Raw genomic sequence first — 19,246 nt, forward strand, 5'->3', positions numbered from 1 at the left:
CTTCGTCTTTCCCCTGGCCTGCATCGGAGAAAAGGCCGGGGTAGGGCGCCCCAAGTAGCGGCAGGGTGGCGCCGAACTGGCCGCGCTCGCTTCCGGAGGCAGTCGCTACCATTTTTCGTTTGTCTGAACGGTGCTGCGCCGTCGGCGGTTGTGGCAAGGCAATCACTAAGGAGCGGCTCTTGGCGAACGGGCTATCTGATGGGTGGCAACAACTCAGCATGAGCGATCAACCGTGAGAACCGGCGACGCGCGTTTGCGCCGCCGGCCTTAATCGGCTCAATTGCTGTCGGAGTCGTCTCCATCGTCCGCGATGATGATGATTCCCGCGATTACTGCGGCAGCGGCCACGGCAGCGACGATCGCGCCGCCGCCAGCCAACATCTCGCTAGAGCGGCCAGCGGATGAGGCGGCACGCCCGGACTTGGCGACCGACAGCGACGTCGCCGGATTGGTCGGTGCCGCGAGAGCGGGAGCGGCTGCCAGCGTCAGTGCGGCCGTGGCGCCAAGAAACTTCGTGATCATGGTCGTCTCCTTATTGGGGCGGCCGGCGATGTGCCGGACCCGAACTACCCCATCATCAGACGGAGACGTGCGGCCGACACCTTGATGCGGCAGTCGATCATTTTTCGTCAGCGGAAGACCAAGGTTTTCCAGGCGCGGCTCCGTCCTGCCCTTCGAGAACAAGATCATAGGGGCCTTCATTGCGTAGACTGCTTGCTTCCACCAGCCTGTCCACTTTGCTCGTCGCCGGCGCGGCGACGGCGCAGACCATAATCGACACGCGCCAGACCACGCCGGTGCGCACCTCCACGGTCAAGGCCGGCGCCCGCGACGACATCCGCGTCGGTGCGAACGGCGCCGTCGTGCCTACAAGCGGCGCCGCTGTGACGATCGACAGCGACAACAAGGTGACGAACGGCGGCGCTATACAGATTACCGACGCGAGCGACGCCAGCGCGATTCTGGCGCAGGACAACATTCGCGGCGAGATCGTCAACACCGGCAAGCTGATCGTCGACGAGACCTACGCGCCGACCGATACCGACAAGGATGGCGACCTCGATGGTCCCTTCGCACAGGGCGCTAGACGGTCCGGCATCCGCACCGCCGGACGCTTCACTGGCAACATCAGCAACGCCGGCGAGATCAACGTCGAGGGCAACGACTCCGCCGGGATCTTCCTCGGCGGCGCCACCACCGGCAACGTCACGCATGACGGCAAGACTACCGTCACCGGGGACCGGTCCGTCGGCGTGCGACTGGAGGCGGTTAGCGGCAGCGTGACGCTTGGCGGCACCATCACCGCGTCAGGCCAGGGCGCGATCGGCGCACGGCTCGACGGCGACGTCGGCGGCGCGCTGACCGTGCAGGGGCTCATCGGCGCGACCGGCTACCGCTACACCACGCCGCCCGCCGGTGCGTCGAAGCTCGACGCCGACGACCTGCTTCAGGGCGGACCTGCCTTGATCGTCGCAGGAAATGTCGGCGGGGGCATCGTCCTCGGCAACGCCACCGGCAAGGTCGCCGACGTGGTCAGCTTCGGCGGCGCGCCAGCCTTCCAGATCGGCGCCGCCGGGCGCACCGTCACCATCGGCGCGGTAGCCGGCAAGACGCCAGCAGCGGGTCTCGTGATCGACGGCAAAGTCACCGCGGACGGCGTCTATTCCGGGGTGGCGTCCAACGCGCTCGCGATCGGCGGCCTCGGTGGCGCGGTCACGATCGCGGGTGGCGTCGCGGTGGGCGGAAGCGTCCAGGTGGGGGCGAGCGGCAGCAACGCCACCGCGATCCGCTTCGGCGCAGGCGCGACCACGCCGGAGCTGCGCGTGACCGGGCTTGTCAACGCGGCGGCAAACGGCGGAGCGACCCAGGCGATCGCGGTGTCGATTGAAGCGGGTGCTTCGCTCCCGGCGATCCGCAATAGCGGGACAATCCGCGCCGGTGCGGGCAGCGCGGCGACCGCAATCCTCGATCGGTCGGGCACGCTGCTGCTGGTCGAGAACAGCGGCGCCATCGTTGCAAGCGGTGCGAGCGCTGCAAGCGGCAACGTCGCCATTGATCTCTCGGCTACAACCGCGGGCATTGTCGTGCGCCAGGTAGCGGGCGCGAGTGGCGCCGCCGCCCCATCGATCACCGGCGCGATCCGCTTCGGCGGCGGTGACGATCTGCTCGACCTCGGCGCTGGCACGGTCGTGGGCGATGTGACGTTTGGTGCGGGCAGCAACCGGCTGTTGATGGCAGGCGCGAGCGGCTACGCCGGCACCGCGACCTTCGGCGCGGGGGCGGACACACTATCGATCGGCGGCACTTCAAAGTTCGCCGGCGCCGCCGACTTCGGCGGAGGCGCCGATCGCCTGACGATAACGGGTACCGGCGTGTTCGCCGGGCGCCTGCTTAACGCTGGCGGCACCGCGGTGAGCGTGGCGGCGGGGGGCGGCACTTTCGCGCCCACCGGGGCCACCACCATCGCCTCGCTGGACCTAGGCGCCAAGTCGGTGCTCAGCGTCGGACTCGACCGTGCCAACCCCGCCGCGAACGTCATCCAGGTCGCCGGCGCCACGACGATCGGCACCGACGCCAAGCTCGCGCTGCGCGTGACCGGTGGCAGCGACGTGGCCGGGCGCTACGTCGTGCTCACCTCGGGCACGCTGACCGGCGCGTCCAACCTCTCGCTCACCACCGAGAACGTGCCTTTCCTCTACAAGGGCGCGCTGGTCACCACGCTGCCCAACCAGATCGCCGTGGACGTTGTGCGCAAGGCGACCGGCGAACTCGGCTTCAACCGCGCGCAGGCGAGCGCGTTCGACGCGATTGACCTTGCACTGGGTGGCGACGCCAAGGCCGCGGCGGCAATCCGCGGAATCTACGAAGGCGGCGAGTTCCGCGGCGCCGTCGATCAGATGCTGCCCAACTATGCCGGCGGCGTGTTCGAAGGGGTCACGCTCGGGTCGCGCACGGCGGCGCGCCAGCTGCTCGAGCCGAGTGGGAGCTTCACCGAGGAAGGTGACTGGGGCGCATGGCTCACTCCGCTCGGCTGGGATTCGTCCAAGGCGACGCGCGACACGCTCAGCTACGACGTCAACGGCTGGGGCGTCTCGGGCGGGCTCGAGCGCAAGGCCGGCATAGGCAACATCGGAGTGTCGCTCAGCTACCTCTCTGGGCGAGACAGCGAGGGTGAGGCGCTCAACCGCGTCGACCACAAGCAGTATGAGCTCGCCGGCCACTGGCGTGGTCACTGGGGTGGTCTGTCCGCCAGTGCACGTGCCTCGGCGGCGTGGATCTCGCTGGGCAGCGTGCGCCGCTTCGACGGCGCGATCGGTAACGAGGCGGTCAGCCGTCGGGCGACCGCCGACTGGAACGCGCAGCTCTACTCGGGCGCCGCGGCGGTCGCGTACGAGCACCTGATCGGACGCATCTCGCTGCGGCCGACGGTCGCGCTCGACTACTATCGCCTCAACGAGGACGCCTACCGTGAAAGTGGCGGCGGCACTGCGATGGACCTCGCCGTGCGCGAGCGCACGAGCGACGAGCTGGCGCTAACCGGCAGCCTCGCCGCCGGGCTGAACATCGGCGGCTCGAACCGGTACGACCAGTGGACAAGGCTCGAGATCGAGGGCGGCTGGCGCGAGCGGCTCGCCGGCACTCTCGGCAGCACCACCGCCAGCTTCGCCAACGGTAAGGCCTTCACGCTCGACCCCGAAGCACGCAACGGGGGATGGGTCGCCAAGGCGCGCGCGGTCACCGGCACCAGCGAGGTCAGGCTCAGCGGCGAGGCTGCCGCCGAGCGCCGCTTCGGCGACGTTGCGCTGTCCGCGCGCGCTGCCCTCCAGTTCGCCTTCTAGGCGAACCGCACGTGCATCCCCCTGCCACGTGCGGACTACGGGAGCTCCACTCGTCCCCCCCTAGCGGGTGGAGCTCCTTCTCTCTTCGGGCGGCGACAGCTAGAGACACGCTGTTTCCGCGACCACAAACAGTGAGACCCATGCCCCCGACCGGGCTCGAAGCCGTCTACCTCGACAACCGTGACCGGCTCGTCCGCTTCCTCGTCGCGCGCGGCGCCGGCGATGCGGCGGAGGATCTGCTGCACGATTTGTGGGTCAAGGTGTCGCAGGGCTCCGGGGGGCCGGTCGACAACCCGCTCTCCTATCTCTTCCGCGCTGCGGACACGCTGATGATCGATCGGCATCGCTCGCGTACGCAGGCTCAGGCGCGCGACACCGCCTGGAGCGAGGCGGGCGCAGGAGAAGTCGCTACAGGGGAGCGCGTCGTGGTCGGACGGCAGGAAATGGTCCGCGTGGCGCACGTACTCGCCGAGCTCGGAACCCGCCGGGAGGCGGTTTTCCGTCGAGCCCGGCTCGATGGCGTACCGCAGCGGCAGATCGCCGCCGAGCTCGGCGTCAGCCTCAGCACCGTGGAGGCCGACCTTCGCGCCGCCTGCCGCGCACTCGCTGCCTTGAAGGAAGAACTATGACCCGGCTTGACGAGGAAGCGGTGGACTGGGCTGCGCGCGTAGCCGACCGGGATTTCACCGACTGGGATGGTTTCACTGCCTGGCTCGAGGCGGATGCCGACCGGTCGGCCCGCTATGACGCCGCAGTCGTCGCGCTCGCAGACGTCGAGCGCACGGTAGCGCAGCTGCCCGCCGCTACTTCCGCCGTGGTCACGCTGTTGCGAAAGCCTGTTCCGGCCCGCCTCCATGCGGGACGCTGGCTCGGTGCGGCAGCGGCTGCGGCCGTGATCGGTGCGATAGGGGTCAACGCTTGGCAGGAGCGCGCACAGCCGTATGTCGTGGAGACGCGGGCCGGAGAGCAGCGCGTCCTAGCGCTCGCCGACGGCAGTTCAGTGATTCTCGCGGCTGGATCGCGGCTCATGCTCGACCGTGCAGATCAGCGACGTGCCACCGTCGACGCAGGCGAGGCGCTCTTCCGCGTCCGTCATGATGCTTCGCGACCTTTCCGCGTCGGCGCGGGTGGGCTCACGCTGACCGACATCGGGACTGTCTTCGACGTCAAGCGTGCCGGCGCGCTGACACGTGTCGCGGTTGCCGAGGGAGCGGTGCTCGTCGATCCCGATGGCGCGGCCCTGCGTCTAGATGCAGGCGAGACGGTCGTCGCGGACGGCGATCGCCTCGTGGCAGGCCGGGTCGCGGTGTCGGACGTCGGCGCGTGGCACGAGGGCCGGCTGGCCTATGACGGCGCCCCCCTCGGCGAGGTGGCGGCTGACCTTTCGCGCCAGCTCGGCCGACGCGTGCGGGTCTCACCCGCAGTGGCGGCCCGGCAGTTCCGAGGTACGCTGGACGTGCCCAGCCTGCGTTCGGACCCGGCGGCCCTTGGGGCACTGCTCGACGTGCGGGTGCACGCGGACGCATTGGGCTGGACTTTGGAACAACGCGAGTGAGAGAGGCTGAGGGCAGATGTTCTCGACCCTTCCTGATTGAAGCAGAAGTGCCCGCGATAGCGAGATCGCGGCGTCATCGTCGCGTTTACCTGTTCTCAGGAATACTGCTGCTTGCCCTGCCTGTGGCGCTCTGGGCGGCTCCGGCGTCGGCACAGGTCCTGGCACTCGATCTGCCTGCCGCGCCGCTTGGCCGGCAGGTCATAGCGCTCGGCCGTGCCGCGCGGATCAGCGTGGTGGTGCCGGACCGACACCTCTGGGCTCAACCGGTTCCGGCTCTGCACGGCGTGTACGACGCCGCTGCCGCCCTCGCCGCGATCGCCCGGGCGGCGGGCGGCCGCGTCCAGCCACTCGGGACAGCGAGCTGGAGGATCGTACCTGCCACGACCGCGGTGCGGATGCCACCGCGGCCGCCTGCTGACAGGGTCCCGCATGCCGACCCCGCTCCCGGCGACGTGATCGTCACCGCGAGCAAGCGCGACATTCCGCGGGAGCGCTTCGCCGGCGCCACGCACCGCTTGGACGGCGTTGACCTGGACCTCGGCGGCGCCGGCGGCACCGACCGGCTGACGACACGCCTCGCCAGCATCGCCTCCACCTATCTGGGCGCTGGACGGAACAAGCTCTTCATCCGCGGCATCGCAGATTCGAGCTTCACCGGTCCCACGCAGGCTACGGTTGGCCAGTACCTCGGCGACCTGCGTCTGAGCTACAACGCACCCGATCCTGACCTGCGGCTTGCCGATCTCGCCGCGGTAGAGGTGCTCGAGGGACCGCAGGGTACGCTCTACGGTGCCGGCTCCCTGGGCGGACTGATCCGGCTCGTTCCGAACGAGCCCGATCTAACGGCGAGCTACGGCAGCGCGACTGTCGGCGGCGCGAGCACCGCGCACGGCGCGGGCAGCGCCGACGTGCAGGCCACCCTCAATCTGCCGCTTGTCGACGACCGTTTCGGGCTCCGCGCGGTCGGGACCGCAGCGCGTGAGGGCGGCTACATCGACAAGCCAGCGATGGGACGCACTGACGTGAACGCCACGCGCATCTACGGCGGTCGCGCCGCGGCGCTGCTGCGACTGGGCGACGGCTGGAGCGCGGAGGTGATCGCGGTAGGCCAACGCATCCGCGGCGCGGACAGCCAGTATGCCGACCGGCACGCAGTGCCGCTGACGCGGGATGCCATGGTCACGGAGGGGTTCCGCGCAGACTTCGCGCAGGCCCAGCTGGTGCTCGCCGGGCAGCTCGGTGCCGTACGGCTGCGCTCCACAACGGGCGTTACCGCGCATGATCTGACGGAGCGCTACGACGCCACGCCGCCAGGCGGTCCGCCGCAGCTCTTCACTCAGGCCAACCGCACGCGGATGACTGCCAACGAGACTCGGCTGTGGCAGTCGGCGCCTGATGGCTCGGGCTGGCTTGCCGGCTTCAGCTACGTCCGCAACGACACCCGGCTTCGGCGGCTGTTCGGCGCCCCCGACGCGCTGCTTCCTACCACGGGCGTGACCAACCGGATCGACGAGACTACGCTTTACGGCGAGGCGGGAGTGCGGCTGCTGCCGGGGCTGCTCACCTCCGCGGGACTGCGCGTCACCCGGACCGAGCTCGGCGGGGCAGGCGAGGACATTCCAGAATTCGCGCTCGCGGTCACGCGCGCCACCGCGGCGAGCAGGCGCCAGACGATCGTGCTTCCAGCCGCCTCGGCGCTGGTCGACCTTGCGCCGCACACAAACCTGTTCCTACGCTATCAGCAGGGCTTCCGTCCGGGCGGCATCGCGATCGACGGCGACTACGTCCGCCGCTTCCGCGACGACCGCGTCGCCACGATCGAGATCGGCGTTCGTACGGGCCGACCGCGGCGCGATAGCGTCGATCTCGCAGTGACGGTCGCGCGCACGTCCTGGCGCGACATCCAGGCCGACTTCATCGATCCGTCGGGACTGCCTACGACGGCCAATGTCGGCGACGGGCGGCTGTGGACTATCGAGGCGACCGCCGGCGCCGTCCCGATCACCGGCCTCCGCGTCGAGGCTGCGGCAACCTTGAACGACAGCGAGATAGACGAACCCTCTGCGGATCTCGTCCGCGCGCTTGCCGACAATATCGCGTCCAACGTCGCTGACGCGCGCGCGCAGGTGCTGGCGCGGCTCCGCCAGATTCCGAACATTGCCCGGATCACGACCCGACTGGGGATCAGCTACGACGGGCAGGTCGGTGCGCGAGCGCTCAGGGTTGATGGCTGGCTGCGGTACGTCGGTCGCTCCCGGCTCGGCGTAGGTCCCGTGCTCGGCCAGGCGCAGGGGGATTACGTGGACAGTGGTCTGACCGCGCGTCTGGCACTCGGCGCAGTAGGCCTGACCGCTGGAGTGACCAACCTCGTCAATACGCGAGGGAATCGCTTTGCGCTGGGCACGCCCGTCACGACCGGACGCGATCAGGTGACCCCGCTGCGGCCGCGAACCTTGCGACTGAGCATCGATACTGCCTTCTAATGTCGACCTGTTGAACAATAGAGATGGTTCCAATGCGAAAGCCTGCTCCGCAAGATTGAACGTCCATGCAGTTGAGGATGTCGGCTCGACTAAGGGGGGGACGGCGGAGAGCGATTGATCCGAGCCGTTCAGGCGGTCACTTCGATCTGCGTACGAGCCTCGAACGTGAGATGAACGAACGGCAGCTATTGGAGAGTGGTCAGGCCTTCTGAACGACTGCCTCCGGGCCTCATTCGTCGCAGTAGTCCATCGGCATATTGTTGCTACAGCGACAGCCTCACCGTCGCGAAAACCGCAATGACCAGCCCGGCAAGGTTCGGATAGAAGGTCAACGCGAACCCGAAAGCGCGCGCCTTAGGACCCCTCGCATAGCCGATCCAGAAGAGAAGACGCCCAATCACGAAGAGCGCCGCAAGCGCCACGATCAGCGGCACCGACGACGCAACCAGCACTGCCAGCGAGACGTGAATGGGCACGGCCAGCACCACCTGCTCGAGCGTGTTCTGCAGAACAGCCTTGGCGCGCTCCACCTCCGCCGTGGCGTTTCCGGAGTCGCTGCCGGTAATGTCTTCGGCCGAGAAGAAGCGCAGCCGCGCGACGTTGCCGATCGCTGCGGCAAGCCAGCAGAGGACGAACACATCTGCCCTTGCCGTGACGATCAGGCGGTCGGCCAACGTGGTCGGGGCGGCGGCACCTCGGTACAGGCACGTTGCCGAGACCAGGACAGTGACGCACAGTGCCGCCGCCATCCTGAGCGCGACGCCGCGTTGCTCCTGCCGAAAGTTGTTCGAGGCAGCCACCCGGTTCCTTTCCCTGGCTTCGCCGGCCATTCGGCTTAGCCGGACGCAGCGTTCGCCCGTTCGTGCTCCGCCGCGAGCTTCGCGTCCATCTCCGCGACTTTCAGCGCGGTCGGGCGCTGCGTGGTTAATTCGACATAACGGACGATCGGCTCGCTTTCGGGCACGAGCTTGAACATCATGCCCCATTTAAGCGCATTGCCCCACAGGATATCGGCGGCCGAGATCGTGTCTCCGAGCAGATAGGGTTGCCGCTCGATCTCCTGGACGATCGTGGCGAGCATCGTGTCGAAGTCGCCATAGGGAGACATCGCTGGCGGCCCAGGCTCACGCTTCATCGCCTTGTCGACGAGGCCGGGTTCGTAGCAGGCGGCGTAATAGACCAGCCACCTGAGATAAGCCCCCCGCTTGGGATCATCCAGCGTCGGCGCCAAACCGGCCGCATGGAACAGATCGGCAAGGTAGAGGAAAATTGCCACCTGCTCGGTGACGAGCGTGCCGCGGTGCCTTATCGCCGGCACCTTGCCTAGCGGATTGACCGCGAGATAGTCTGGCTGGCGCTGCTCGCCGGCCTTCATGTTGACAACGTGCAACTCATACGGCGCTGCAAGTTCCTCGAGCAGAGTCAGCACGCCGGCGGAGCGCGTCTGCGGAGCGTGGAACAGCGTGATCACTTCGATGTCAGCCATGGCGATATCCTCAAGAATTTTCGGTGGCGATTGCCGACACGGCTTCTACCCCGCCATAGCTGTCATCTTCTGTCAGGTTGGATTAGCGTCCTACGATGCGTGCGAGCCGGCTGCTGACGATCCTGATGATTCTGCAGGCGCGCGGCCGGGTGACCGCGCAGGCGCTGGCGGACGAGTGCGAGGTGTCGCTGCGCACCATCTACCGCGACGTCGATGCGCTGAGCGCGTCCGGCGTGCCGGTCTACAGCGATCGCGGGTCGACGGGGGGCTACCGTCTGCTGGAGGGCTACCGCACCCGCCTGAACGGTCTCTCGCCGCGCGAGGCCGAAGCGATGTTCCTTTCCGGCCTTTCCGGACCTGCGGCGAGTTTGGGTCTGGGCGCCGCGATGGCGGCCGCACAGCTCAAGATGACAACCGCACTACCGCCCGAGATGCGCTCGGCGGCGGATCGGATGCGGACGCGCTTCCATCTCGATGCGCCAGGCTGGTTCCAAAGCGCTGAGGAGCCCGAGCACCTCCAGTCGATCGCGGCCGCGGTGTGGGAGGAACGTCTCGTCGAGATACGCTATCGCAGTTGGAAGGCAGAAAGCGAACGACGCGTCGCGCCGCTTGGCATCGTGCTCAAAAGCGGCGCCTGGTATTTGGTCGGTTCTGTGGACGGCAGCGTCCGCACCTATCGCATTGCTCGCATTCGCGCGCTGCGACGGCTTGAGGGCGGCTTCGCGCGCCCAGCCGAGTTCGATCTTGCCGCCCACTGGAGCGACAGCATTCAGCGCCTCGAAAGCGAGCTTCACCAGGATATGGCGACCATCCGCCTGTCACCGACTGGACTCCGGATGCTCGAGCCATTCTTCTCGCCGTTCGCTTTGGCCGGAATGGAGATGGGCGAGGCAGATACGGACGGGTTCAGGATCGTAACGGTGCCGGTCGGCTCTGTCTGGCACGCGTGCAGCGACATTCTCCGGTTCGGCGACGATGCCGAGGTGCTCGGCCCGCCGGAGCTTCGCGCGCGCATGCGGGCCACCGTCATGGCCTTGCAAGCGCGTTACCTCGTTGAGTGAAGCGGACAGCTAAATTTGCTGTCAAACTGACCTGAATGAACGGTAGAAGTCGGGGCGGAGCAGTGCCGCGAATGGCCGAGAGTGGGTCGGATCGGAAATAAGCGGGACTACACCGGCGTCAGCAGATTGCCGCTGCGCTGCAGCTGTTCGATGTCACGACGGGGCGGTGCGCCAAACAGGCGCGCATATTCGCGGTTGAACTGGGACGGGCTTTCGTAGCCGACGGCAAAACCCGCGCCGCTCGCAGTGGTGCCTTCCGACAGCATCAGGCGCCGTGCCTCCTGCAGGCGCAGCTGTTTCTGATACTCGAGCGGCGTCATTCTCGTAACAGCCTTGAAGTGTTCGTGCAGGGACGACGGGCTCATGCCCGCGGCAGTGGCGATGTCCCCGATACGGAGCGGCCGGTCGAACCCTGTGCGGATCGTCGCGATAGCGCGGCTGACCTGATTGAGGTGGCTGTCGGCGACCGCCATGTAGCGAAGCGCGGGCCCGTGGGGACCCTTGAGCAAACGATACAGGATCTCCCGCTCGATCAGCGGCGCGAGCGCGGCAAGGCTGTCGGGCTGGTCCAGCAAACGCACCAGCCGGCACGCCGCGTCGACCAGATCGTCGTCGCTGCGATATACCGCAAGGGCCGGCAGATCGGCCTTGGGTGCCCGGGCGCCTTCGGCCAGGATGAGGTCCGCCAGCACCGCCTGGTCGATGTCGATCTTGCAGCAAAGGTACGGAGCGTCCCGCTCGGCCTGGATGACGTGTCCGACGAGCGGCAGGTCGACCGAGACCAGCAGGTAATGCGCGGCATCGTAGAGAAGGCTTTGTCCGCCGAGCGAGACCCGTTTGGCGCCCTGCGCGATTATGCAAAGCGACGCATCGTAGACGGCGGGCAGGGGCACGGTTGGTTCGTCGGCCCGAAAAAGCGACAGCCGATCTATTGCCGTGCTCACCAAACCGGTTCGCGGAATGTGGTGTGCAGCCAGCGCGGCCAGATCTGCGATCGTGCTCATTGAGGGTCTGTGTCCGCTGTTACGGGCCTCGGCAAGCGTGGCGCACCTTGTTCCGGAGAATCGTGCAAGGATCGCGGCGGATCGGTCTTACGCCGGCCGGTGGATCGGTTCCATCTGTGCCCAGCCTTCATGGCCACAGGAGAGGACTCATCATGAACGACGTCATCGACAAGACCGTGCTGATCAGCGGCGCGTCCAGCGGTATCGGCGAGGCCACCGTGCGGGAACTGGCGGGCAGGGGCGCGCGCCTCTTCATCGGCGCGCGCAGGACCGGGCGGCTCGAGGCGCTGGCGGCAGAATTGGGCGCGAATGTCGCGTGGCACGTGCTGGACGTGACTGACGCGGCGAGCTTCGCCACCTTCGCCGACGCCGCGGAAGCGCGGTTCGGGCGTGTGGACGTGCTGATCAACAATGCCGGCGTGATGCCGTTGTCGCCGCTCGCCGCGCTGAAGCAGGACGAGTGGACGCGGATGTTCGACGTCAATGTTCACGGCGTGCTGAACGGGATCGCGGCCGTGTTGCCCCGGTTCATCGCCCAGAAGGCGGGTCACGTTGTGAACGTGGCATCGATCGCGGCGCATTTCGTGATGCCGAGCGCCGCCGTCTACTGCGCCACCAAATATGCGGTCTGGGCGATCACCGAAGGGTTGCGTCAGGAGCATGACGACATCCGCACGACGATCATATCCCCTGGGGTCGTGGCGACCGAACTGGGCAACGACATCACGGACCCGGCGATCGCCTCTGCACTGACGACGTGGCGGCAGAAGTCGCTCACCCCCGACGCGATCGCGCGGGCGATCCGCTACGCCCTGGAACAGCCGGACGGGGTGGATATCAACGAGGTCATCGTCCGCCCGACCGCAGCCGGCATGTAGCCGCGTCACGCTACCAGTCCGGGCGGACTTTCGGTCTGCTTGGACTGGTGTCGAGGTGAACGGCTGTCTGCGATCGAGACGACCCGATCATCGCAACGACGTGCGGTCAGACGGCTGGCGCGGCGTAGGAGCGCAGTTCATCGAGGATCGAATGCCGCGACGGACGCCAACCAAGCGTGCGTTCGGCGCGTTCGCCCGACACCAGCTGGTCGCACGCGATCGCATCCGCTAAGCCCCCGAGCGCCTGCCGAGCCTCTTCCAGTGGCCACTCCGCCACCCGGCCCGCGGCGCCCGCCCCCTCGCTGGCGGCGCGTGCGATGTCGATCAGCGGGATAGCGGCGCCTTGCGCGCCGTTGAAGATCGAGGCCGCCGGCGCCTTCTCGAGCGCGAGCAGATACAGATCGGCGAGATCGTCGACATGCACGCATGTCCAGCGGTTCCGCCCGTTGCCGACGTACCGCGCAGCGCCATGTTCCTGCGCCGAGCCGTACATCATCATCGTGGTCCAGGCGTGGTTGCCGTAGACCCAGGCGGGACGGATGATGATGCTGTGAACGCCATCGGCCGCGGCGCCGAGGATCTCCGCTTCGAGCGCCTGGCGAAAGCGCACCATTTCCAGCGGATTGAGCGGGCTATCCTCCGTTGCGGGCCTATCGCCGGTGGCGCCGTACAGGAAACAGCCGCTCGTATAGACAAAGCGCCTTGACGTGCCGCGCAGCGCATCGATGATCGCGCGGGTCGCCGCTTCGTCATAAGCCGCGCTGTTCTGGTCGTTCGGCGACGCGGCATGGACGACCGCATCGACGCTCTGGACAGCGTTGGCGATGCTGACCGCATCGCCCAGGTCGCCTTGGACCGCCTGATAGCCCATGTCGGTCAGCCTGACCGCGCTCGCCTCCGAACGCGCAAGCCCGACCACGTCATGCTTCGCCACCGCCAATCGACGTGCGACCGCCCCGCCGATCAATCCCGTAGCACCCGTTACCAATACACGCATGTCAGCATCCCATTGCTTCTGTGCCGCAGGTAGAGCGGAACTGGGGCGCTGCGGGAAATCGCCAAAGTTGATACGCCGTTATCAGCGAGGACGATGGCGTCAGGCCGACGCGGCGATCCCGGCAATGCAGTCGCGAAGCCAGACCGTAGCGGGATGGTCATTTACCCGCCGATGCCACATCATCGCCAGCGGCCAGTCCGGCAACGCAACCGGCGGCTCATGCACGACAATACCCAGATTGGCCGCAGCGAACCGCCGGGCGACGCGCGCGGCAAGCGTCGCGATCAGGTCGGTGTCAGCGACGACGAACGGCGCGACCAGAAACTGCGGCAAGCTCAGCACGACACGGCGTGCCAGCCCAAGTGCCGCAAGCTTGCGGTCGACCAGCCCCGCACGATCCCCCTCGGGCGATACCAGGAGATGGGGCGCCGCCGCGAACGCCGCGACGTCGGCCTCGTTCGCAAAGGCCGGATGCCCGGGCCGGGCGATGCAGACGAAACCTTCCCGAAGCAGCGGGCGTGTCAGGATGCGTGCCGAGGCGTGGACGGGAACGCTGAGTGCGAGGCTCGCCTCGCCACTGTCGAGGAGATCGACGACCTCGTCCTTCCCAAAAATGCCGCGGACCCGCACCTCGAGACGAGGCGCTTCGATGGCTAGCTTCGCCAGTAGCGTAGGCAGCAGGACGAAGGCCGCATAGTCGGTCATGGCGATCGTGACGACATGATCGGCGGTTCCCGGATCGAAGCCGTCGTCTAGCAGGACGGTCTGCATCAGACGAAGCGCAGCCGCGATCGGGCCGGCCAAATCATCAGCCCGGGGTGTCGGTTGCATTCCCGTCGACGACCGCACGAACAATTCGTCGTCGAGCACCTCGCGCAGGCGCGTGAGCGCACCGCTCATCGCCGGCTGACTCAGACCGATACGCTGGCCCGCGCGGGTGACGTGGCGTTCCGCGTAAAGGGCATCGAACGCCTTTAACAGGTTCAGGTCGAAGCCAGCTATATCCATTCGACGGGAATAGAAGGATGCGGCCGGCGGGGGAAGGAGAGCAGCGGTTCGGTAAAAGCCCGCTCCTTCCAGAGGATCGCCGAAATCTGGGCGACGACCCGCACTAAGTTGCGCTTGCTACGGCATGAACAAATGTCCAAATTGGCGAAGCGAAAACCGCTCGGGAACGTCCACAACTGGGTCATGTCAGTGGAAGCGCTCACCGCGCGCGAGTTGCGCGAGAATCTGCTGCATCCTGCGAGCTCGAGTCTCCGGCCGCTTGGCCGTCTGGAGGCGGTAGTAGATCGGGTACAGGTTCTTGCGGTCGAGAGTTCGGAAGAACGCCTCTGCCTCGGGCATGGCCGCCAGCGCTTCAAGAAAATCCCGCGGGATGACCATCGTGGCCGAGCCCTCATAGGCAGTTTCCCAACGTCCCTCTGTGCGTGCCGCCTCGACATGGGCGAGCCCAGCCGGTGTCATACGACCTTCAGCTATCAGCCGCTCGGCATGATCACGGTTCCTGGCTGACCAGTTGGATCCTGGCCGGCGTGGCGTGAGGCGCTGGAGGTACGAGCGCTCGTCCGCAGATCTTTTTAGGCCGTCGATCCAGCCGAAACGGATCGCCTCCACGACGCAGTCGGTCCACGTAACAGACCGCTGTCCAGAGCCCTCCTTGTAGATGCGCACCCATAGCTCTCCGCTTGTGGCGTGGTGCTCGGCAAGCCAGCCGGCAAGATCCTCAGGGGTCTCGAATGCGATGCTATCGGCGTGACGGAGCGACATCACCCGAATCTAACCAAGGACGAGCCCGCTGAGAAGCGGCGCGTCGCCGCCTTTCGCTGATGGGTCCATGCCACGAAGGAAAAAGTCGCACGCACCCTAGCCTGACCTACTCGGGTGACCTGATCTCTCGTTAACTCAGACTGAGGTTGATACTTGACTAAGCAAAGGCGCCTAGCATAGTGAAGCCATTACCGTAGTGAGGAGCTGAACATGACCATCCCTGCCGCCGTGCACGGCAACTTCACAATCGAGCGGCGCTACCCGGTAGCGCCCGCCAAGGTATTCGCCGCGTGCGCCGATCCCGCGATCAAGAAGAGCTGGTATGCGGAGAGTCACACGCACGAGATCAAGGCATTCGAGAGTGATTTTCGCGTCGGCGGCGCCGAGCGGCTCACCTATACGTTCGGACCGGACACACCCTTTCCCGGCGTCGAGCTGACTAACGACGGCGTCTTCCATGACATCGTGGAAGGACAGCGCATTATCATATCGTCTCGTATGGCAATCGCAGGCAGGCCGATCTCGGTCGCCTTGGAGACAATCGAGATCGCGGAGGCGGACGGCGGTACAGCCCTCACGTGCACCTTCCAGGGTGTGTTCTTCGAGGGCTCCGACGGCCCCGTTATGCGTGAGCACGGCTGGAGCGACCTGCTGGATCGGCTCGGCCGGTTTCTGGCAGACTGACGTGGCGCGGCCACGCCGGAAGGTCGACGGTGAGCCGATTGATCTGCTGCTCCATGCGCTGGGTGATCCGACACGACGTCGCATGATCGAACGGCTGGGCGAGCGCCCGCATGCCGTCTCGGCGTTAGCTGACCTGTCCGGGATCACGCTCACAGCTGTCGGCCAGCATATCCGGCTTCTCGAGGAAGCGGGGCTTGTCACCACTAGCAAGCTAGGCCGTGTCCGGTCCTGCCAGCTCCGCCATGATGGCTTAAAGATTGTTGAGCAGTGGTTGGAAGCGCGGCGATCAGTTTGGGACAGGCGGCTCGATGCGCTAGGTGCGGTTCTATCGAGCCAGCAGGAAGGCGAGGGGTAAGCTTGCGAGCTGCTGGCGTCGACCGAACACATCCTTTGACAGATTCTCGCGCTCTGGAACCACAATGGCTGGCGGCAGTGGCGAGCCCTCGCTGTGTGGGCGAAGCCATCAGCGTACCCGCGAGGTGCCGTTTCGCTATATCCGTCAGCCAGATCAACCGAACGGCTTCTCGGAAGGATCATAAGCCCCGAACTGCGGTATGAACGAGCGACCGGAGTCGAGATGCGGGGACGGCGTCCGGCACGACCTCCTCTGGGTCGCCGAGACGCCCTGACGCAATCAGCTCGAGGGCTACCTGGCTTGCACTTGCCCGTGAACAGCTTGAGGTTGCCGGAGCCTCATACGAGTTGAAGGATGACGTCGATGGCAAGTGAACCAGTGAAGGGACCCGCGTCCTACTTCCCCTCCATCGAGAAGAAGTACGGCAAGCCGATCGCCGAATGGCAGCAGATCGTCCGAGTCCGTCTGCCCGCCAAGCACATGGAGTTAGTGGCCATGCTGAAGGACGAGCACGGGATGGGACACGGCCATGCCAATGCGGTGGTGGCACACACGCTGACGGAGAAGGGCTAGCCTGCTCGGCACTCGCTTAGACGCGGCGCTACCGTCAGTCGTTGGCATGAACGAGTGGCTGGAATCGGGAAGTTGCTCGTAGTCACTGGACGTCTGGACGTGGGTCTGCCTGGCCGCGGAGCTGCCAGTTGGCTTGCGACCCATTCCCGGCCGTTCGGCAGATCGTCGTGGCATCCCGAAACCGGCCCTTCCGGCGATTTGCCGCAGTCCCGTTTCTCCATCTCCGACGAGCCATTCCGGAAAAACGCAATCGGGAACGGGTTTGGGAGACGGCCCGAGACGGAGGCATCGGAAGACCAATCCTGCCGCGGCTGTCCCGCTGGGCCTTCCTAATCGGGACGCCCGATGGCCCGTGCTTAGCATTTAATGGACGGCCTGCGGTCCAAGTGGGCGCAGCGCCTATCTGTCGCCTGAGAAGTAGCTCTGGTAACGACGACTTAACGTCGGTCGGCGTTAGCAAGATATCTCGCTGCCAGTCCACGTCTCACAGGCTCGTCGTACAGCTTCAGGCACGCGTAGGCGATCACGACTGTCGTTATGAACACGCCTATCCCCACCACTGCCCCCTGTGGGGCGGGGATCTTCCGATCGACCACCCAACCGGTGAAGATGTAAATCAGCGCGTAATGCGTGATGTAGAGCGGGTACGAGAGCACGCCGAAGAATCGTGCGAGACGGACGGAAGGGCCATCGGCCGCGCGGTCGCCTGCTCCGATAGCGACAATGAGCGGAAACAGCACGATCACGCAGCCGGCCTCGTACAGGCCGTTGAGCCACAAATGATCGGTACCGCCGAACCGCGGGAGGCATAGGGCGACAATCAGCAGAACGCTGCTCACCGCGAAGGCGTAGGGCACCCTGATCCTGCCCCCCGACCGCATCAGGAGAACGCCCGCGAAGAACGGAAACATCACGCGAGACAGGCCGATCTGGATGCCCGACGCATCTAGAGCCCAGCCGCCGATTAAGTCGCCACGGGGGCCGAAGACCACCAGGTAGATTAATGCCAGGGCGGACAGCGTCACCAGCACGCCAAGCGACCGATTGGACAGCTTGCGGACGCCCAGGGCATACAGGGCGTTGGCGACATATTCGTAGAACAGCGACCATGCCGGACCGTTCAACGGGTATATCTCGTCCCATCCGCGAACATCGGCACTTTTTGGAAGCGGGATCATCACGAAGCCCAGCGCCATCACGATCACGACGTGGAGGAAGGAGGCATTGTCGTACTTCGGGAAGATCGAAAAGTCCTGGAACACGAACAATGCCGCGCCGATCACGCTTCCCATCACGACCATCGGCTGCAGACGTATCAGGCGGCGCTTGAAGAATCCCGAAACCGACATGCGGTCCCACCGGTCGTCATAGGCGTAGGCGACGACGAAACCTGACAGTAGGAAGAAGAAATCCACGGCAAGGTAGCCGTGATTGATGATCTGCTTCTGCGGGTTGTTCCCTGCGTAGGCTTCGAACAGGTGAAAGGCGACGACGAACAGCGCGGCCACCCCGCGCAGCCCGTCGAGGATGACGTAGTGGTTCTTGCCAGGCGCGGTGGCGTTGGTTGAGATCGCAGATGTCGTGTCCATGACGCACGCTCATGCGTGATTGGTGCACGTTCGGCAATACGAACCCACAATCAAAACTTCTAAGTCGTGGGATTCGCTCCGTAACCGCCATCTTGAGGTACGGATCGCACGTTTATGCTTGTTGTTGCACGATTCAAGTTGCGGATCATGCCCGGCATAGGTAGCTGCTCAACATGGACAACGGACTTCCCCTCGCACGGCGCGATGCGATCGCATCGCGCCTTGGTGCCGGCCGGTCGGTGAGTTCGGTCGCACTCGCGACCGAGTTCAACGTGTCGGAAGACGCCATCCGGCGTGATCTGCGCGCCATGGCAGCGGCTGGTCTATGCCGGCGGGTCTACGGCGGGGCGCTGCCGCTGGTCCCGGGTACGACGCCGATGACGACGCGGGTCGCGGAGGACCCTGAACGCAAGCGAGCGTTGGCCAAGGCGGCGATGCCGCTGATCCAGCCCGGCAGCTTCGTCTTCCTCGACAACGGCAGCACCAGCGTCATCATCGCCGAGGAGCTGCCGCGCGATAGCGACCTGATCGTCGCAACGAGTTCGATTGAAATCGCGGCTACGCTGGCGGCGCGCGGCGACGTGCACATCCATATGGTCGGTGGTCAGATCGACACCGTCATTGGGGGAGCCATCGATGGCATTGCGCTGGAAGCAGTCGCTCGCCTCAACATCGATACGTGCTTCCTGGGTGTCTGCGCGCTCTCCGCGGGGGGCGGCATAAGCGCCCTCGACCCCGCTGACGCGACGTTCAAACGTGCCCTGGTGGCGCGCAGTCAGCAGACGCTCATCCTCACGACCAACGAGAAGATGAGTGCGAAGGCACCGCATCGCGTCGCTGAGCTACGCGCGGTGCATGGCATCATCGTCGAGCATGACGCGCCGGACGCGGCTGTCGAGGATTTGCGTGCCGCTGGCGCCGACATTCTCCGGGCTGAACCGAACGCCGGCTCGCAAGCCTAACAGACGGGAA

General features: G+C 66.1%; 18 protein-coding genes. 10 read left to right on the forward strand and 8 right to left on the reverse strand.

Features of this window, described 5'->3' with window-relative positions; genetic code table 11:
* Positions 1-276: 276 nt before the first annotated feature.
* A complete protein-coding gene (locus SPHPHY_RS22700; protein WP_331271012.1) occupies positions 277-690 on the reverse strand; it encodes a hypothetical protein in 414 nt (137 codons plus the stop codon).
* A gap of 11 nt (positions 691-701) precedes the next feature.
* Between SPHPHY_RS22700 and SPHPHY_RS0104360 the strand changes: the two genes are divergently transcribed.
* The 4 genes from SPHPHY_RS0104360 to SPHPHY_RS0104375 all read left to right on the forward strand — a co-directional run bounded on the left by SPHPHY_RS0104360 (position 702) and on the right by SPHPHY_RS0104375 (position 7,877).
* Entirely contained in the window at positions 702-3,839 is a 3,138-nt protein-coding gene (locus SPHPHY_RS0104360) for an autotransporter outer membrane beta-barrel domain-containing protein (protein WP_022685481.1), read from the forward strand.
* Positions 3,840-3,979: 140 nt separating this feature from the next.
* On the forward strand, positions 3,980-4,468 hold the full coding sequence (locus SPHPHY_RS0104365) for an RNA polymerase sigma factor (RefSeq protein WP_028056474.1): 489 nt from the start codon (positions 3,980-3,982) through the stop codon (positions 4,466-4,468).
* On the forward strand, positions 4,465-5,394 hold the full coding sequence (locus SPHPHY_RS19260) for a FecR family protein (protein ID WP_022685483.1): 930 nt from the start codon (positions 4,465-4,467) through the stop codon (positions 5,392-5,394). The genes SPHPHY_RS0104365 and SPHPHY_RS19260 overlap by 4 nt, the downstream gene beginning before the upstream one ends.
* A 122-nt stretch (positions 5,395-5,516) precedes the next feature.
* Positions 5,517-7,877, forward strand: coding sequence for a TonB-dependent receptor (locus SPHPHY_RS0104375; RefSeq protein WP_022685484.1), 2,361 nt, complete (start codon positions 5,517-5,519; stop codon positions 7,875-7,877).
* A 263-nt stretch (positions 7,878-8,140) separates the two neighbouring features.
* On the opposite strand, the gene SPHPHY_RS0104380 is transcribed toward SPHPHY_RS0104375, so the two are convergent.
* Complete coding sequence (locus SPHPHY_RS0104380; protein ID WP_051148264.1) at positions 8,141-8,707, reverse strand: MAPEG family protein; 567 nt, start codon at positions 8,705-8,707, stop codon at positions 8,141-8,143.
* Positions 8,708-8,712: 5 nt separating this feature from the next.
* Positions 8,713-9,363 (reverse strand): glutathione S-transferase family protein, encoded by a 651-nt coding sequence (locus SPHPHY_RS0104385; protein WP_022685486.1) that lies wholly within the window; start codon positions 9,361-9,363, stop codon positions 8,713-8,715.
* A gap of 95 nt (positions 9,364-9,458) precedes the next feature.
* Here SPHPHY_RS0104385 and SPHPHY_RS0104390 point away from each other — a divergent pair, with 95 nt between their 5' ends.
* Positions 9,459-10,424: a helix-turn-helix transcriptional regulator gene (locus SPHPHY_RS0104390; RefSeq protein WP_022685487.1), complete on the forward strand. Its 966-nt coding sequence runs from the start codon at positions 9,459-9,461 to the stop codon at positions 10,422-10,424.
* Between the two features lie 107 nt (positions 10,425-10,531).
* Here the strand turns inward: SPHPHY_RS0104390 and SPHPHY_RS0104395 are convergent, their stop codons facing one another.
* Entirely contained in the window at positions 10,532-11,428 is an 897-nt protein-coding gene (locus SPHPHY_RS0104395) for an AraC family transcriptional regulator (protein ID WP_022685488.1), read from the reverse strand.
* A 152-nt stretch (positions 11,429-11,580) separates the two neighbouring features.
* Between SPHPHY_RS0104395 and SPHPHY_RS0104400 the strand changes: the two genes are divergently transcribed.
* Positions 11,581-12,306, forward strand: a complete 726-nt coding sequence (locus SPHPHY_RS0104400; RefSeq protein WP_022685489.1) for an SDR family oxidoreductase — start codon at positions 11,581-11,583, stop codon at positions 12,304-12,306.
* A 106-nt stretch (positions 12,307-12,412) separates the two neighbouring features.
* Here the strand turns inward: SPHPHY_RS0104400 and SPHPHY_RS0104405 are convergent, their stop codons facing one another.
* The 3 genes from SPHPHY_RS0104405 to SPHPHY_RS22450 form a co-directional block, all read right to left on the reverse strand.
* A complete protein-coding gene (locus SPHPHY_RS0104405) occupies positions 12,413-13,303 on the reverse strand; it encodes an NAD-dependent epimerase/dehydratase family protein (RefSeq protein WP_028056476.1) in 891 nt (296 codons plus the stop codon).
* Positions 13,304-13,402: 99 nt separating this feature from the next.
* Positions 13,403-14,311 (reverse strand): LysR family transcriptional regulator, encoded by a 909-nt coding sequence (locus tag SPHPHY_RS0104410; RefSeq protein WP_022685491.1) that lies wholly within the window; start codon positions 14,309-14,311, stop codon positions 13,403-13,405.
* 186 nt (positions 14,312-14,497) lie between these two features.
* A complete protein-coding gene (locus SPHPHY_RS22450; protein WP_022685492.1) occupies positions 14,498-15,073 on the reverse strand; it encodes a YdeI/OmpD-associated family protein in 576 nt (191 codons plus the stop codon).
* 210 nt (positions 15,074-15,283) lie between these two features.
* On the opposite strand from SPHPHY_RS22450, the gene SPHPHY_RS0104420 reads away from it, so the two are divergent.
* The 3 genes from SPHPHY_RS0104420 to SPHPHY_RS0104430 all read left to right on the forward strand — a co-directional run bounded on the left by SPHPHY_RS0104420 (position 15,284) and on the right by SPHPHY_RS0104430 (position 16,685).
* A complete protein-coding gene (locus SPHPHY_RS0104420; RefSeq protein ID WP_022685493.1) occupies positions 15,284-15,757 on the forward strand; it encodes an SRPBCC domain-containing protein in 474 nt (157 codons plus the stop codon).
* Between the two features lies 1 nt (position 15,758).
* The gene (locus tag SPHPHY_RS0104425; RefSeq protein WP_022685494.1) at positions 15,759-16,112 is read left to right on the forward strand and encodes an ArsR/SmtB family transcription factor; all 354 of its coding nucleotides are present in this window, start codon (positions 15,759-15,761) and stop codon (positions 16,110-16,112) included.
* A 363-nt stretch (positions 16,113-16,475) separates the two neighbouring features.
* Positions 16,476-16,685 (forward strand): DUF4287 domain-containing protein, encoded by a 210-nt coding sequence (locus SPHPHY_RS0104430; RefSeq protein WP_028056478.1) that lies wholly within the window; start codon positions 16,476-16,478, stop codon positions 16,683-16,685.
* A 437-nt stretch (positions 16,686-17,122) separates the two neighbouring features.
* On the opposite strand, the gene SPHPHY_RS0104435 is transcribed toward SPHPHY_RS0104430, so the two are convergent.
* Positions 17,123-18,274, reverse strand: coding sequence for an acyltransferase family protein (locus SPHPHY_RS0104435; RefSeq protein ID WP_022685496.1), 1,152 nt, complete (start codon positions 18,272-18,274; stop codon positions 17,123-17,125).
* A gap of 173 nt (positions 18,275-18,447) precedes the next feature.
* Between SPHPHY_RS0104435 and SPHPHY_RS0104440 the strand changes: the two genes are divergently transcribed.
* Entirely contained in the window at positions 18,448-19,236 is a 789-nt protein-coding gene (locus tag SPHPHY_RS0104440; RefSeq protein ID WP_022685497.1) for a DeoR/GlpR family DNA-binding transcription regulator, read from the forward strand.
* Positions 19,237-19,246: the final 10 nt, after the last annotated feature.

This window comes from Sphingomonas phyllosphaerae 5.2 (assembly GCF_000419605.1).
GTDB lineage: Bacteria > Pseudomonadota > Alphaproteobacteria > Sphingomonadales > Sphingomonadaceae > Sphingomonas > Sphingomonas phyllosphaerae_B.